The sequence below is a fragment of the Acidovorax sp. FW305-C-20-28 genome (assembly GCF_058783375.1).
On the sequence record NZ_JBYSYM010000031.1, the window covers coordinates 37,487 to 52,930 of the forward strand.

The 15,444-nt window shown below is 68.3% G+C and carries 15 protein-coding genes; 9 read left to right on the forward strand and 6 right to left on the reverse strand.

The annotated features are described in order from the left end of the window. Positions 1 to 124: 124 nt before the first annotated feature. The 5 genes from AC3WOH_RS27715 to AC3WOH_RS27735 form a co-directional block, all read right to left on the reverse strand. Positions 125 to 1,861: a diguanylate cyclase domain-containing protein gene (locus AC3WOH_RS27715; protein WP_492232526.1), complete on the reverse strand. Its 1,737-nt coding sequence runs from the start codon at positions 1,859 to 1,861 to the stop codon at positions 125 to 127. Between the two features lie 92 nt (positions 1,862 to 1,953). Continuing rightward, on the reverse strand, positions 1,954 to 3,444 hold the full coding sequence (locus AC3WOH_RS27720) for an oxygenase MpaB family protein (protein ID WP_492232527.1): 1,491 nt from the start codon (positions 3,442 to 3,444) through the stop codon (positions 1,954 to 1,956). Continuing rightward, on the reverse strand, positions 3,444 to 4,265 hold the full coding sequence (locus AC3WOH_RS27725) for a carotenoid biosynthesis protein (protein ID WP_492232528.1): 822 nt from the start codon (positions 4,263 to 4,265) through the stop codon (positions 3,444 to 3,446). Before AC3WOH_RS27725 ends, AC3WOH_RS27720 begins: the two co-directional genes overlap by 1 nt. 231 nt (positions 4,266 to 4,496) lie before the next feature. Then, a complete protein-coding gene (locus AC3WOH_RS27730) occupies positions 4,497 to 5,312 on the reverse strand; it encodes an alpha/beta fold hydrolase (RefSeq protein WP_184856573.1) in 816 nt (271 codons plus the stop codon). A gap of 76 nt (positions 5,313 to 5,388) precedes the next feature. Then, a complete protein-coding gene (locus tag AC3WOH_RS27735) occupies positions 5,389 to 6,216 on the reverse strand; it encodes a proteasome-type protease (protein WP_184856572.1) in 828 nt (275 codons plus the stop codon). A gap of 298 nt (positions 6,217 to 6,514) precedes the next feature. On the opposite strand from AC3WOH_RS27735, the gene AC3WOH_RS27740 reads away from it, so the two are divergent. Continuing rightward, positions 6,515 to 7,726, forward strand: a complete 1,212-nt coding sequence (locus AC3WOH_RS27740) for an alpha/beta hydrolase family protein (RefSeq protein ID WP_492232530.1) — start codon at positions 6,515 to 6,517, stop codon at positions 7,724 to 7,726. Positions 7,727 to 7,765: 39 nt separating this feature from the next. Here the strand turns inward: AC3WOH_RS27740 and hpaR are convergent, their stop codons facing one another. Beyond that, positions 7,766 to 8,230: a homoprotocatechuate degradation operon regulator HpaR gene (hpaR, locus tag AC3WOH_RS27745; RefSeq protein ID WP_492232531.1), complete on the reverse strand. Its 465-nt coding sequence runs from the start codon at positions 8,228 to 8,230 to the stop codon at positions 7,766 to 7,768. Positions 8,231 to 8,353: 123 nt separating this feature from the next. On the opposite strand from hpaR, the gene AC3WOH_RS27750 reads away from it, so the two are divergent. The 8 genes from AC3WOH_RS27750 (at position 8,354) to AC3WOH_RS27785 (ending at position 15,440) form a co-directional block, all read left to right on the forward strand. Next, positions 8,354 to 9,061: a fumarylacetoacetate hydrolase family protein gene (locus tag AC3WOH_RS27750; protein ID WP_492232533.1), complete on the forward strand. Its 708-nt coding sequence runs from the start codon at positions 8,354 to 8,356 to the stop codon at positions 9,059 to 9,061. Further along, a complete protein-coding gene (locus AC3WOH_RS27755) occupies positions 9,058 to 9,828 on the forward strand; it encodes a fumarylacetoacetate hydrolase family protein (protein WP_492232534.1) in 771 nt (256 codons plus the stop codon). Before AC3WOH_RS27750 ends, AC3WOH_RS27755 begins: the two co-directional genes overlap by 4 nt. A 32-nt stretch (positions 9,829 to 9,860) precedes the next feature. Beyond that, positions 9,861 to 11,318, forward strand: a complete 1,458-nt coding sequence (hpaE, locus tag AC3WOH_RS27760; protein WP_492232535.1) for a 5-carboxymethyl-2-hydroxymuconate semialdehyde dehydrogenase — start codon at positions 9,861 to 9,863, stop codon at positions 11,316 to 11,318. Positions 11,319 to 11,320: 2 nt separating this feature from the next. Further along, the gene (gene hpaD / locus AC3WOH_RS27765; protein WP_492232536.1) at positions 11,321 to 12,238 is read left to right on the forward strand and encodes a 3,4-dihydroxyphenylacetate 2,3-dioxygenase; all 918 of its coding nucleotides are present in this window, start codon (positions 11,321 to 11,323) and stop codon (positions 12,236 to 12,238) included. A gap of 10 nt (positions 12,239 to 12,248) precedes the next feature. Next, complete coding sequence (locus tag AC3WOH_RS27770; protein ID WP_492232537.1) at positions 12,249 to 12,704, forward strand: 5-carboxymethyl-2-hydroxymuconate isomerase; 456 nt, start codon at positions 12,249 to 12,251, stop codon at positions 12,702 to 12,704. A gap of 6 nt (positions 12,705 to 12,710) precedes the next feature. Next, positions 12,711 to 13,514: a 2-oxo-hept-4-ene-1,7-dioate hydratase gene (hpaH, locus tag AC3WOH_RS27775; RefSeq protein WP_492232538.1), complete on the forward strand. Its 804-nt coding sequence runs from the start codon at positions 12,711 to 12,713 to the stop codon at positions 13,512 to 13,514. A gap of 11 nt (positions 13,515 to 13,525) precedes the next feature. Beyond that, a complete protein-coding gene (gene hpaI, locus AC3WOH_RS27780) occupies positions 13,526 to 14,335 on the forward strand; it encodes a 4-hydroxy-2-oxoheptanedioate aldolase (RefSeq protein ID WP_492232539.1) in 810 nt (269 codons plus the stop codon). 118 nt (positions 14,336 to 14,453) lie between these two features. Beyond that, positions 14,454 to 15,440 carry a Bug family tripartite tricarboxylate transporter substrate binding protein gene (locus AC3WOH_RS27785; protein WP_492232540.1) on the forward strand — a complete coding sequence of 329 codons (987 nt, stop codon included), beginning with the start codon at positions 14,454 to 14,456 and terminating at the stop codon, positions 15,438 to 15,440. Positions 15,441 to 15,444 lie beyond the last annotated feature (4 nt).

Here is a 15,444-nt window from a genome sequence, read left to right on the forward strand (position 1 = left end):
GGGACAACAGGTGCGGTGGCGGGCCTGGATGGCAGGTCAACCAGTATGCCTGCGGAACGCCATGCCTGTGCACAAGGCGTGCCGGCCATGGAGGCTGCTGGGCTGGGCAGGCGCATCGGGGTCATCAGGCCGTCAATGCCATGCTGGCATCGTTGCGGATGAGGCAGTGCTTGCCGCTTTGCTTGCCCTTGTACATGGCGGCGTCGGCCAGGCGGATCAGTTCGCGGGGCTCTGCGGCGTCGATGGGGGCCAGGGCATAGCCTATGGTCAGGCCCACGTGCATCTGCAGGTGGCTCATCACGAAGGGCTCGCGGAAGGCGTGCAGCAGCGCGTTGCCCAGGTCCTCGGCCTGCTCGGCGCGCAGCAGGTCGGCGGCCATGATGATGAATTCGTCGCCGCCCAGGCGTGCCACCACGTCGGTCTTGCGGCGCACATGGTCCTGCAGGCGGTGGCTCACGGCCACCAGCAGGTCGTCGCCCACGTCGTGGCCATGCAGGTCGTTGATGGGCTTGAAGCCATCGAGGTCCAGCAGGTACACCGCCACCAGGCGGTTGGGTGCGCACAGCGAGATGGCCGAGTTCAGGGCCAGCTGCAGGCCGCGCCGGTTGGGCAGACCCGTGAGCGCATCGGTGTAGGCCAGGGCGCGCATGGCGTCGCGCTCGCGCAGCGCGTCGTCGGTGGCGGTGCGCAGCGCATCGGTGCGCAGGGCCAGCACGCGCAGAAAGAGCAGCATGTCCACCGTGGCGCCGATCTGGAAGGAGTGCAGGGTCCAGAACGACAGCGGGGCCCAGCCCTGCACCAGGCCCACCATCACGGCGGCTGCCACGAAGTAGGCGAGCCAGGCGGCCAGCAGCGTGGCGCTCACGGTGTCGCCCTGGCGCACCCGCTTGATGGCCAGCGGCAGGCTGAGCAGCGAGGGCAGCGGGCCGAAGAGGCTCAGGAAGGCCGTGGCCTGCCGGGTGTCGATGAGGTCGGTGAGGAAGGCGATGCCCACCAGGCCGCACAGCGTGGCACCGCCGTGCATGATGGCCAGGAAGCGGCTGCGTGGCTGGTCCCCCGCCAGCGCATGGCCCATGAACAGGAACGACGCCCCCAGCGCCAGCAGCCCGGCGGCGCTGGCGGCGTGGACCTCCATCCAGTGGTTGTCGCTCCACAGGAACTGGCTGCCGATGCCGAAGAACTGAACGGAAAAGCCGGCGCTGCCGGTGACCAGCAGGGCGTAGAAGAGAAACAGCTTCTCGCGCTGGCTGGCCCACTGGGTCAGACTGTAGACCACCAGGCACAGCGCCAGGCCGGCCAGCAGGCCCTGCAGCATCTGCTCGCGCAACGCCAGCGGCAGCAGCACCGGGGCCTTGCTGACCACCAGCGGCACGATCATCGCGCCCCCGGTGCGCACGCGCACCAGCAGGTCGTATTGCTGGCCGGGCTGCAGGTTCAGCATCATCGAGGGCGTGCGCCCGCGCAGCGGCCGGTCGGAGAAGGGGCGCAGATTGCCCATCAGGGCCTGCTGCACCACCGCGCCATTCGCGATGAGGTAGACGTCCACCTCGTTGAGCACGGGGTAGTCGATGCTCAGGATCCAGGGATGGGCCGGGGCCTGTGCCACGCTCAGCGGCAGGTGCAGCCACACCGCATCCTGGCGCACGCCCAGCGTGCCTTCGGCACCGGTGGGGGGAGTGAACTCGGGCAGGCGGGCGAGCATGTGCTGCACGCCGAGATGCCGGCTGGCGTCGGGCAGCATGCGCACATGGGGCCAGGCATTCACCGAGGGCTGCCGATCGACCAGCACCAGCGGCTGGTCGGCCGGTGCGGCCGTGGCCGAGATCACCGGCCAGAGCAGTGCCAGGGCCAGCCATGCCATCCGCCGCCACCATGCACTGCATTCCGCGGGCGTCTGGCGCGCGGCGCCTGCCGGCGTGCGGTGGGGGGCGGTGGAGTGCCGGGCCATGGGGGCTACGCCGTCTCCTGCGGCGTGGCGGCAGGCTGGGAGGCTGCGGTGGCCGGGCGGGCGCTGGCGGCCAGCTTCAGGCTCCAGGTGCCCTGGGTGGTCAGGCGGTCCTCGATGCGGTTGATCCATTTGGGCACATGCGGGTCGTCGCTCCAGTTGTGCACCACGCCGTCCACCTGGTTGAGCAGCTCGCTGGGGAGCTGCAGCGGCCGGGTCTGGCTCATTAGCACGCGGCTCATGAAGTGGTAGCCCAGGATGCGCGTGAGCGTGCGCACGATGGAAAAGCGCGGCAGCACCAGGCGCAGCACCCAGTCGATGACCCGGGCCACCAGCAGCACGCCCCAGAACAGCAGGGCCGAGGACCAGGGCACGGGCTGGGTCAGGCCCAGGTCGCCGGCCGTGGCCTTGCCGCACAGGAAGCGCGTCATCAGCTGGGGCATGGGCTTGGCGATGTTCCAGGGGATGGAATTGGCCATGGTGGCCATGAGCGCCTGACCCAGGCCCGGGCGCGGGTCGGGCGTCACGGGTTCGGCACGGCCGCGGGCCTGCATGCGGGCCATGAGTTCCTCGCCCTGGTCCATGGTCTCGACCATGAGCCCGCGCTCGATGCCCAGGATGTGGCCGACCACGTTCCAGGCATGCAGGTAGGCCTCTTCATCGTGCCGGGGCAGGCCGATGCCCAGGCGGCGCATGCTGCGCAGGAACACGTAGCCGAAGGTGAGCAGCGTGTAGGCCAGCTCTTCCTGGTTGCAGGGCAGGCCGTCGCCGGCCACATCCCAGCCGCGCGCGAACAGCGCCTGGTACATGCTGTGCTTGGGCGGCAGGCCCGGCAGCTTGCCGAGCTGGCCCGCGCCGACGATGTTCTGCTGGGCCTGCAGGTGCTGCACGGCCGCCTCGGGCGTGCCGCGCAGTATCAGGTTGCGGATGGTGGCATGGATCAGGCGCACCTTGAGGATCTGTGCCACGCCCGCACCGTCGCCACGGGTCAGGCCGCCGTGCATCATCACCGGGAAGATCATGGCCGCGGTGGAGCGGATGCGGTACTCGGTGTGCTCCTCAAGCTGGCCTGCGGTGTGCAGCACGCTGGAGAGATCGGGAATCACATAGCACTCGGGCAGGCTGGCGCAGAACAGCAGGATGCACGAGAGCGCGCCGTGGTCGAAGAAGATCTTCTCGGCGCGCTCGATCTTGTGCGCGTCAGCCCATGCGGGCAGCACCTGGCCCTGGGCCAGGTAGTCCTGCAGCGCCTTGGCCATCTCCTCGTTCACGCCATCGCCCGTGGCCTTCCAGCCCTGGATGCTGGCATTGGTGGTCCACTCGCCGAACAGGCGGTTGACGGTCTTGATCTGTGTCCACTGCGGCGCGTCGTCCGGAGGCAGGCCCGGGGGCCAGGGGCCCAGGATGTCGGCGATGGTCTTGTCGGCCAGCGGATCGGCATGCTGCTGCATGGAGGCCAGGTCCGCATCGGAAATGGCCGGTGTGGGGTGGGTGCTCATCAGACGGCCTTCAGCTGGTTGCGCCAGCGCTGCAGGCCGGCAAGGGCGCACAGCAGCGGGATGCCCATGGCAAACGGGGCGATGGATTTGATTTCGACCGGGTGGCCCAGGAACACCTGGAACACCAGGCCGGCGCTGTAGATGCCCAGCGGTACGGTGGCGTGGCGCGGCAGAAAGTTCACCGAGCCGGCTTTGAGCGCCATCTTGCGCGTGGCAAAGCGGAAGGCGCAGAGAATGCAGAAGCTCACGAAGACCCAGCCGAAGAAGCCCTGCACGGTTTCGCCGAACCAGGCGCCGTCGGTCTTGGTCATGATCCAGGCCTTGAGCACGTAGACCAGGTAGGGGTCGGCCCCGAGGTCGAAGGCCGTGACGATCATGGCGGCCAGGAACGAGAGGAAGACCGCATTGCCCACGCCGGGCGCCCCGTCCACGGGCGCCTGCCAGACGATGAGGTTGCTGATCACATAGGCGGCATAGGTCAGCGCGAACCACATCATGGGGATGACCACGGGCACGCCCACGCAGCGCAGGCCCAGCACCTCGGTGTAGGTGTAGCTGCCGAAGAACCAGCCGTGGGTGCTGCCCATCTGCTCGGCGAACCAGCCCAGACTGACGGCGATCAGCAGGAAGCGCAGGGCGGCGGACGCTCCCAGCAGCCGCGCGGCGCTGGCCCAGGTGGCGGCGAACATCAGTACCGAAGCCACTGCAATGGCCAGGGTGACGCCCTTGCCGGGGCCGATGGAGGTGTAGATCAACGCGGCGGATACCAGGGCGAAGACCAGCACGGGCAGCCGGACGGTCAGCAGATTGGAAGCAGGCATGAATATGTACACGCTGTTACAAACCCCCAGTGTAGGGGATTGTTGCGACACATCCCCTGCTTGTTTGCACTGAGAAGCCGCCAACTGCGCGCTTTTCTCCCTCTATTTATCGGTTCAGGCATTGTGGGGCCAATGCCTTTGGGCGTGAATAGACAGGAAGGATTAGAGGCACCCCCATTCAGGGGGTGCTCCATGTGCAAAAAACCTGGGCCTTGCGGAAGGCCCGGGGCCTCAGCGTGCCGCCACGGCCGCCAGGTTCAGCAGCGAGGCTTCGATGGCCGCGGCCGTGGCCTGGGGCTGCTCCATGGGAAACAGGTGGCTGCCGTCGAGCATCATGGTGCGCCCCTCGGTGATGCGCAGCGTCATGGCCATGCCGACCTGCCTCATCTCCTCGGAGTCGCGTCCGCCGATGAAGGCGGCCGGGCATTGCAGCGGGTGCCGGGCGAGCAGGCGCCCCAGGTTGTGCGGCAGGGTGTTGTAGATGGCGGTTTCCACCGCGCGGTCGAAGCCCAGCACGCGCTTGCCGTCCTGGTCGGCCAGGCCATGGGTGATGTAATCGTGCAACACCTCGGGGTGCCAGCGCGCAAAGGCCTTCTTGCGCCGGAAGTGTTCCAGCGCTTCCTCGTTGCTGGCCCAGGTGTTGCGGCGCTGGCGGCTGATCTTGCCGGGCGAGATGGAGCCCACCACCTGGGTGCGCTTGGCCACGTCCAGCGCATTGGCGCGCCAGCCGCCGATCAGCGGCGAGTCGATCAGCAGCACGCCGCGCACCAGCTGCGGGTGGCGCGCCGCGGCCATCACGCTCAGGAAGCCGCCCAGCGAGTGCCCCACCAGGAACACCGGCTCGCCCAGGCGCTGGACCTGCTCGCCCGCAAAGTCCGCCAGGTGCTGGACCAGGTGCGGCCAGTTGTTGGACACCGGATACTCGGGCTCATGCCCGAAGCGCTCCACCGCGCTGATGTCGAAGCCGCGCTGGCGCAGCAGCTTGAAGAGAAGGCGGTAGGTGCCCGCAGGAAAGCTGTTGGCGTGCGAGAAGACGATGGGGAGCATGGGCGGGAGGTGGGTCGGGAAGGCGCGCACAACCACCCAGGGCGGCAGGCCACCCCCTGGCATGCGCGCAAGGCCCTCAGATGAGCTTGTCCAGGTGGTTGGTGATCTTCTTGAGCGGCTTGCTGCGCGCCGGGTTCACCATGATGGGCACGGTCGTGTCGCCGCCGCCCCAGGCCGGGTCCTCGATGCTGTCGAACACCTGGCGCAGCTTTTGCCCCCAGCTGTCGTGCAGCATGCGAAAGTAGGGGTTGTGCTCGTCGATGCAGATGATCTTGTCGGTGGCGAAGCGGTCCACCTCGTAGACCACCAAGTCCAGCGGCAGGCCCACCGAGAGGTTGGACTTGAGTGTGCTGTCCATGGACACCAGGGCGCACTTGGCGGCCTCGTCCAGCGGGGTTTCGGGGGTGAGCACGCGGTCCAGCACCGGCTTGCCGTACTTGGACTCGCCGACCTGGAAGTAGGGCGTCTCGGAGGTGGCCTCGATGAAGTTGCCGGCCGAGTACACCTGGAACAGGCGCATGCCCTCGCCCTTGATCTGGCCGCCGAAGACCATGGAGACATTGAAGTCCACGCCCGAGCGCTTGAGCGCCGCGCCATCGCGCTCGTGCACATGGCGCACGGCGGCGCCCAGCACGCGTGCGGCATCGAACATGCTCTTGGCGTTCCAGATGGTGATGGGCTCTTCCTCGTCGCGGTCGACGATGTGCTCGGTCTGCAGGATCTCGCGCACCGACTGCGAGATCGACAAATTGCCGGCCGACAGCAGCACCATGAAGCGGTCGCCCGCCTTCTCGTACAGCATCATCTTGCGGAACGAGCTGATCTGGTCCAGGCCCGCATTGGTGCGGGAATCGGACAGGAAAACCAGCCCGGCATTGAGTTTGATGGCGACGCAATACGTCATGGGGGCAAAGACGGCAAGTAGGAAATCGTTGTGATGCATCCGTCGCGGGCCGGGGCCTGCGTCGGGGTGGTGCCCCTGCAATGCGCCGCATACTATGAAAACAATAGCAAAACGGCCCGGGCAGTGCGGCAGCGATCCCCGATTTTAGGGCGAATCGGCCGCTGCCGTGCCGCCGGGTTGTCCGGTGGGGCGCTTCCAGGTGGGACATGTCCGACATTGCAGCGGCCTGTTGCCTGACGTTACAAGCCCCGGCGCAGGCACTTACTATCATTCACATTTCATACAGGGAGGCTGCATCTTGTTCCACTTTTCTACCCCCGTCCTGCCCGCCGCATGGCTGGCCCGCACGGCCCTGCTGGCGGCTACCGTGTCCCTGGTCGCCTGTGGGGGCGGGGACAGCAAGAGCGATGGGGGCGGCAATACCACGCCGCCACCGCCGGTCGCCACAGCGGGAGAGCTCAAGTCGGCCGCCCTGCTCAACACCATCACACCCGCGCAGATCACCGAGGCCCTGTCCAAGGATGCCTCCAAGGTGCAGGGCATCGTGCCGCGTTACGCCGTCACCTCCTACCGGCTGGAGTACATGACCTCCGACGCCCAGGGCAAGGAGGTGCGCGCTTCGGGTCTGGTGAGCGTGCCCGTAAAGGCCCTGGGTGCGAAAAGCCCTGTGCTGAGCTACCAGCACGGCACCATCTTCAAGAGCGCCGAGGCCCCGAGCAACAATGCCGTGGGCTCGGAGGTGGCGGTGGTCATGGCTTCTCTGGGTTACATCGTGGTGGCGCCGGACTATGTGGGCTATGGCGTCTCCAAGGGCACGCCCCACCCCTACCTGCTGTCGGCGCCCACGGCGGCGTCCACGCTCGACATGCTCACAGCGGCGCGCACCTGGCGTGCCCAGGGCAACGCGGCCGACAATGGCCAGCTGTTCCTCACCGGCTATTCGGAAGGCGGCTATGCCACCATGGCGGCCCACCGCGCCCTGCAGGCCGGCAATGCGCCCGAGCGCCAGGCACTGCGCATGGTGGTGACGGGTGCCGGGCCCTACAACGTGCAGGCCACGCTCGATGGCCTGGTGAACGTGGTGCGCGACCGCGAGCCCGTGCTGGGCGCGCTGATCAACCCCGGCTTCCTGCGCTACCTGGGCGGCAGCGTGCAGCGCGAGGTGCGCCGCGCACTGCTCAAAGCCCTGCTGCCCGACGATGCCGACGTGACGTTCGACAACCAGTTCATCGACAACTTCCTGGCCGACGACGTACAGGCCGTGGCGCGCGTGAGCAGCGTGCACGACTGGAAGCCGCAGGTGCCCGTGCGCCTGTACCACGGCCGCGACGATGTCACCGTGCCTTATGGCAGCTCGGTCAGCACCCTCCAGGCCATGCGCGCCCAGGGTGCGGGCGATCTCGTGACCCTGGTCGACTGCCCTGCCGTGCCGTCCAGCCACATCGGCTGCGTGCCGCCCTTCCTCAACTACATGCTGGGCCAGCTGGCGCCGGTGGCGCAGGATCTCTGATCCCTTTTGGGATGCCGCCCCCGGAGCGGGGCGGCTTTCTCATCCGCCGTCCTCGCCCCCGGGCGCTTCGCCCAGGCGCGCGATGACCGCATCGAGCGTGGCATACAGCTGCGCGATGAACTCCACCCCCATTTCCTCCTCCAGCGCGCGGTAGGTCGCCTCGATGGTGGGCGCCAGCTTGGCGGCCAGCGCCTTGCCCTCTGGGGTGACCGACACCATCACCCGGCGCTGGTCGTGCTCCAGCCGCTCGCGCAGCACCAGGCCCAGGTCCGCCATGCGCGCCAGGATGCCGGCCAGGCTCGGGCTCGACAGGCGGCAGATGTCGCCGATCTGGCGCGGCTCCAGCGGGCCGTGGTCGAGCAAGGCGCGCACCACGCGCCATTGCTGCTCGGTCAGGCCGACCGTGTGAAGAATGGGGCGAAAGCGTGCAAACACGCTCTCGCGCGCCTGCAGGAACAAGAGCGGCAGGTTGCGATGGGTCAGCTGCGGGGGTGGGGAAGCCATGGGGCGGAATCATCCTTGAAAGCGGGGCGCCAGGGCGCCCCTCGGTACAAACCCGGACAAAAAGGCACAAGCGATCGGTTGACTTACTCGCATGTTAGTAAATAAACTACTCACATGTTAGCAATGTACCAGACCCCGCAAAGTGCCCCCTGCCGCCTGGAGTTCGGCATCGCGCCCTTTCGCCTGTCCGGCGTCGTCTACGGCGCCTTGCTCAACCACCAGCCGGCCCTGGAGGCGCTGGGCGATGCGGCGCACCAGCCGCCCTACAAGGCCCCGGCCGTGGCGCCCGTGCTCTATGTGAAGCCACGCAACACGCTGGCCGGCGATGGCGACGCCATCGTGGTGCCGGGCGATGCGCCGGAGCTGGAGATCGGCGCCTCGCTGGGCATCGTGGTCGGCCGCACCGCCTGCGGCGTCGCCGAGCGCGATGCGCTGGCCCATGTGGCGGGCTACACCATCGTGGGCGACATCAGCGTGCCGCATGGGGTGTTCTACCGGCCGTCGGTGCGCTTCAAGGCGCGCGATGGCTTTTGCCCCATGGGGCCCCGTGTGGTGCCGCGCAGCGAGATCGCGGACCCCGATGCACTGGCCGTGCGCGTGGAGGTCGATGGCGCCCTGGTGCAGGCCACCACCACGGGCGAACGCCGCCGCCCGGTGGCGCAGCTGCTGGCCGAGGTCAGCGCGTTCATGACCCTCTCGCCCGGCGATGTGCTGCTGCTCGGGGCCTCGGCCGGCGCACCGCGCGTGCGTGCAGGCCAGCGCACCCGCATTGCCATCGAGGGCCTGGGGGAGTTGCACAACCATTTCATTGCCGAAGGAGGCGCGCCATGAAGCGGGCGAAAGTTGCGTACGCGGGCGCGATCCACGAAGCCACGCCGCATGGCACCGGGCAGATCCGCCTGGCCGATGGTCGCGTGCTCGCAGAAGACGCCGTGGTCTGGCTGCCGCCGTTCGAGGTGGGCACCATCATTGCGCTGGGGCTCAACTACGCCGACCACCTCAAGGAGCTGTCGGGCGAGCTCACCGTCACTGCCAAGGACGAGCCGCTGGTCTTTCTCAAGGGCCCGGGCACGCTGATCGGTCACCGCGGCCAGACGCGCCGCCCAGCGGGTGTTGGCTTCATGCACTACGAGTGTGAGCTGGCCGTGGTGATCGGCCAGACCGCGCGCCATGTGGCGCGGGCCGATGCCCTGCAGCATGTGGCCGGCTACACCGTGTGCAACGACTACGCCATCCGCGACTACCTGGAGAACTGGTACCGCCCCAACCTGCGTGTGAAGAACCGCGACGGCTGCACCGTGCTGGGCCCCTGGTTCGTGGATGCGGCCGATGTGCCCGACCCGCACGACCTCAGGCTGCGCACCCTGGTCGATGGCCAGGTGACCCAGCAGGGCCATACCGGCAACATGGTCAACGACATCCCCGAGCTGATCGCCTACCTGAGCAGCTTCATGACCCTGCGTGCGGGCGACGTGATCCTGACCGGCACGCCCGAGGGCGTGGTCAACGTCGACGTGGGCGACGAGGTGGTGTGTGAGATCGAGGGCATTGGCAGCCTGGTCAACACCATCGTGGGCGATGGAGCTTTCGGGCGCTGAGCCCTGCCACTGAATTTCTGGAGACTGATCCCATGCGCATAGACCACCTGATCGCCGGCAAGCCCATCGCGGGCCGCGAGTATTTCGAGACCGTCAACCCCGCCACGCAAGAGGTGCTGGCCGAAGTTGCCAGCGGCGGCGCGGCCGAGGTGAACGCGGCCGTTGCCGCGGCCAAGGACGCCTTTCCCGCCTGGGCCGGCCTGCCCGCGCCCGAGCGCGCCAAGCTCATCCGCAAGCTCGGCGACCTGATCGCGGCCGAGGTGCCGCAGATAGCCGCCACCGAAACGCGCGACACCGGCCAGGTCATCGCCCAGACGGGCAAGGCGCTGATTCCGCGCGCGGCCGACAACTTCTACTACTTTGCCGAGATGTGCACGCGCGTGGACGGCCACACCTACCCCACGCCCACGCACCTGAACTACACGCTGTTCCACCCCGTGGGCGTGTGCGCGCTGATCTCGCCGTGGAACGTGCCTTTCATGACCTCCACGTGGAAGGTTGCGCCTGCGCTGGCCTTCGGCAACACGGCGGTGCTCAAGATGAGCGAGCTGTCGCCGCTCACGGCCGCGCGCCTGGGCGAGCTGGCGCTCGAAGCCGGCATCCCGGCCGGCGTGCTCAACGTGGTGCACGGCTTTGGCAAGGAGGCGGGCGAGCCGCTGTGCGCCCACCCCGATGTGCGCGCCATCTCGTTCACTGGCTCCACGGCCACGGGCAACCGCATCGTGCAGGCCGCGGGCCTGAAAAAATTCAGCATGGAGCTGGGCGGCAAGAGCCCCTTCGTCATCTTTGACGACGCGGACCTGGACCGCGCGCTCGATGCCGCCGTGTTCATGATCTTCTCGAACAACGGCGAGCGCTGCACCGCGGGCTCGCGCATCCTGGTGCAGAAGTCGATCTACGCCGACTTCGCCGAGAAGTTCGCGGCGCGCGCCCGGCGCATCACCGTGGGCGACCCGATGGACGACAAGACCACCATCGGCCCCATGATCAGCCAGGCCCACCTGGCCAAGGTGCGCAGCTACATCGAGCTGGGGCCCAAGGAAGGCGCCACGCTGCTGTGCGGTGGGCTGGAGGCGCCGGACCTGCCGGCCCACCTGCAGCGGGGTAACTTCGTGCGCCCCACCGTGTTCGCCGACGTGGACAACCGCATGAAGATCGCGCAGGAGGAGATCTTCGGCCCCGTGGCCTGCCTGATCCCGTTTGCCGACGAGGCCGAGGCCATCCGCCTGGCCAACGACACGCAGTACGGCCTGTCGAGCTATGTGTGGACCGAGAACATCGGCCGTGCCCACCGCGTGGCCGCGGGCATCGAGGCCGGCATGTGTTTCGTCAACAGCCAGAATGTGCGCGACCTGCGCCAGCCCTTCGGCGGCACCAAGGGCAGCGGCACCGGGCGCGAGGGCGGCACCTGGAGCTACGAGGTCTTTCTGGAGCCCAAGAACGTCGCCGTTTCGCTGGGCAGCCACCACATTCCACACTGGGGAGTCTGAGCATGGGTACCCTCGCACTGGCCGCCAAGATCACGCATGTGCCGTCCATGTACCTGAGCGAGCTCGACGGCCCGCGCAAGGGCTTTCGCCAGGCGGCCATCGACGGCCATGTGGAGATCGGCCGGCGCTGCCGCGAACTGGGCGTGGACACCATCGTGGTGTTCGACACGCACTGGCTGGTGAACGCCAACTACCACATCAACTGCGCGCCGCATTTCGAAGGTGTGTACACCAGCAACGAGCTGCCGCACTTCATCAGCAATATGCGCTATGCCTTCCCGGGCAACCCGGCGCTGGGGCAACTGCTGGCAAAGGCCTGCTGCGCCCAGGGCGTGGAAACGCTGGCCCACCCTGCGACCACGCTGGCGCCCGAGTACGGCACCCTGGTGCCCATGCGCTACATGAACGCGGACCAGCATTTCAAGGTGGTCTCGGTCTCGGCCCTGTGCCAGGTGCACTACCTCAACGACAGCGCGCGCCTGGGCTGGGCCATGCGCCAGGCCATCGAGGAGCAGTACGAGGGCACGGTGGCCATCCTGGCCAGCGGCAGCCTGAGCCACCGTTTCGCGCAGAACGGCACGGCGCCCGACTTCGCCACGAAGATCTGGAGCCCCTTCCTCGAAACCCTGGACCAGCGCGTCATCGAGATGTGGGAGCAGGGAGACTGGGCCACCTTCTGCGCCATGCTGCCCGAGTACGCGGCCAAGGGCCATGGCGAGGGCTTCATGCACGACACCGCCATGCTCATGGGCGCGCTGGGCTGGTCGGACTACACCGGCCGCGCCGAGGTGCTCACGCCGTACTTCGGCGCCTCGGGCACGGGGCAGATCAATGCCGTGTTCCCGGTCACGCCGCAGACGGGCGCTGCCGTGCCCGGGCCGCAGGCGTCGAGCCAGCAGCCATCGGCCAGCCGGCTGTGAGGAGCGTGCCATGCCCCACCTGGTGATCCTCTACACCCCCGACCTGGACCGGCCCGTGGCGCTGGGCGGCAGCGACATGGGCGCGCTGTGCCGCACCCTGGCCACTGCCATGCGCCAGCAGGTGGACGAGGCGGGCAAGCCGGTGTTCCCCACCGGCGGCATCCGCGTGCTGGCCTACCCGGCCGCCCACCATGCGGTGGCAGACGAGGGGGATGCCGCGCCCGCCGGCGGCCCCTCGCCGGGCTATGGCTTCGTGTACCTGAACCTGCGCATGGGCCGGGGCCGCAGCGCCGCGACGCACCAGGCCGTGGGGCAGGCGCTGTCGGCCGTGGCCAAGGCGCATTTCGCACCGCTGCTCGCGTCGCGCCCTGTCGGCGTCACCCTGCAGATCGACGAGGGCCCCGAGGTCTTCGACGCCAAGCACAGCTCCCTTCATCCCCTGTTCCACAAGCCTGCACAGGGCTGACCATCCATGCTTTCCAACGACACCATCACCGCCCTGGCGCAGCAGCTCTACGAGGCGCGCAAAGAGCGCACGCAACTGCGCCATTTCTCGGCCCAGCACCCCGGCATGACCATCGAAGACGGCTACGCCATCCAGCGCGCCTGGGTGCAGCTGGAGCTGGCCGACGGCCGCACGATCAAGGGCCGCAAGATCGGCCTGACCTCGCGTGCCATGCAGCAGGCCAGCCAGATCACCGAGCCCGACTACGCACCGCTGATGGACGACATGTTCTTCGACGCGGGCGGCGACATCCCTTTCAAGCGCTTCATCGCCCCCCGCGTGGAGGTAGAGCTGGCCTTCATCCTGGCACGGCCGCTCAAGGGCCCGGGCGTGACGCTGTTCGACGTGCTCTCGGCCACCGACTACGTGGTGCCGGCCGTGGAGATCATCGACGCGCGCATCGAGCAGTTCGACCGCGACACCAAGGCCATGCGCAAGGTGTTCGACACCATCTCGGACTTTGCCGCCAATGCGGGCATTGTGCTCGGCGGGCGCCCCGTGAAGCCCATGGACGTGGATCTGCGCTGGGTGGGCGCGCTGCTGCACAAGAACGGCGTGATCGAGGAGACGGGCCTGGCGGCCGCGGTGCTCAACCACCCGGCCACGGGCGTGGCCTGGCTGGCCAACAAGATCGCGCCGCATGGCGAACAGCTCAACGCGGGCGACGTGGTGCTGGCCGGCTCGTTCACACGGCCCGTGGCGGCCGCGCAGGGCGACAACTTCCATGTGGACTACGGGCCGCTGGGCTCGGTGTCGTTCCGTTTTGCCTGAGCACACACGCCATGCAGCAGATCCCTGAAAACCATTTCCGCAACGCGCTGCGCGCAGGCCGCCCGCAGATCGGCCTGTGGGTCGGCTTGGCCGATGCCAACGCCGCCGAGGCCCTGGCCGGCTGCGGCTTCGACTGGCTGCTGCTCGATGGCGAGCATGCACCCAACGACGTGCGCACCGTGCTCGACCAGTTGCGCGCCGTGGCGCCCTACTCGGTGCACCCCGTGGTGCGCCCGGTGCAGGGCGATGTGGCCCTGGTCAAGCAGTACCTGGACGTGGGAGCGCAGACCCTGCTCATCCCCACGGTGGACACGCCCGAGCAGGCCGCGCTGATGGTGCGCGCCATGCGCTATGCGCCCGAGGGCGTGCGCGGCATGGGTGCCGCGCTGGCCCGCGCCTCGCGCTGGAACCAGGTGGAGGACTACCTGAATCGCGCCAACGGCCAGATGTGCCTGCTGGTGCAGGCCGAGACGCCACTGGCGCTGCAGAACCTGCAGGCCATTGCCGACACCGAGGGCGTCGACGGCGTGTTCTTTGGCCCAGCCGACCTGTCCGCCTCCATGGGCTACCGGGGCCAGCCCGGGCACCCCGCGGTGCAGCGCGCCATCCTGGACGGCATCGCCACCGTGAGGCGGGCCGGCAAGGCCGCCGGCATCCTCATGGCCGACCGGGCGCTGGCGCAGACCTACCTGGACGCCGGGGCCTTGTTCGTCGCCGTGGGGGTGGACACCACGCTGCTGGTGCGTGCCGCGACCGAGCTGGCCGGGCATTTCGCGCAGCGCGCGCCGGTGCAGGCTGCGGCGCAGTCCAGCCCCTACTGAACCGGCGCCCTTCCAAGGCACCACTACGGCTTTCATTTCATCAATGAGCTAGTTAATTAATTTATTAATTCAACCCATCCCGCGCCTTCCAACCCACCACACCGTGAGGAGACAAACCATGCCAACGATCCGCCCTTCCACCCGCCGTTCCGCCCTGTGCGCTGCCGCCGCGCTCACCATCGCCTGCCTGTCCCCGCTGGCCAGCGCCCAGGACAAGCGCCCACTCGAATGGGTGGTGGGCATGGCCCCTGGCGGCGGCAGCGACATCGTGGCCCGCTCCGTGGCCGACCAGATGGCAAAGACCCTGGGCCAGCCCATCGTGGTGGTCAACAAGCCCGGCGCCGCGCACAACATCGCGGCCGACTATGTGGCGCGTTCGGCCACGCCGGGCAATCTGCTGCTCACGGGCGACTACGCGGTGCTGGCCACCAACCCCTGGCTCTACAGCAAACTCAGCTACAACGTGGACAAGGACCTGTCCTCGGTGGGCATGCTGGTGCGCTTTCCGCTGATCCTGGTGGTCTCGCCCAAGCTGCCGGTGCGCAACTTCCAGGAGTTCCTGGCCTGGGCCAAGGCCCAGCCCGAGGGCGTGAACTTCGCATCCCCCGGCGCGGGCACGCCCCACCACCTGGCCATGGAGCTGCTGCGCCAGCGCACAGGCCTGAAGATGACGCATGTGCCCTACCGCGGCGTGACCCCCGCCATCCAGGACATCATGGGCGGCCAGGTGCCCTTCATGTTCGTCGAATCGGCCGGCGGCATGCCCAACATCACGGGCGGCAACCTGCGCGCCATCGCCGTGGCCAGCGCCAAACGCATGGAGACCCTGCCCGAGGTGCCCACGCTGAGGGAGCAGGGCGTGAAGGATTTCGAGGCCTTTGCCTGGCAGGGCCTGTCGGTCAACGCCGCCATGCCCGCCGCCGAGGTGCAGCGCCTGAATGCGGCCCTGCAGCAGGCCCTGAACTCCACCCCGGTCAAGGCCCGCTTCCAGACCCTGGGCGTGGAGGCCGTACCCGGCACCCCCGAGCAGATGAACGCCTACGCCAAGGTCGAGCGCGCGCGCTGGGGCCAGCTCATCAAGGACATTGGTTTGAAGCTGGAATGAGCTT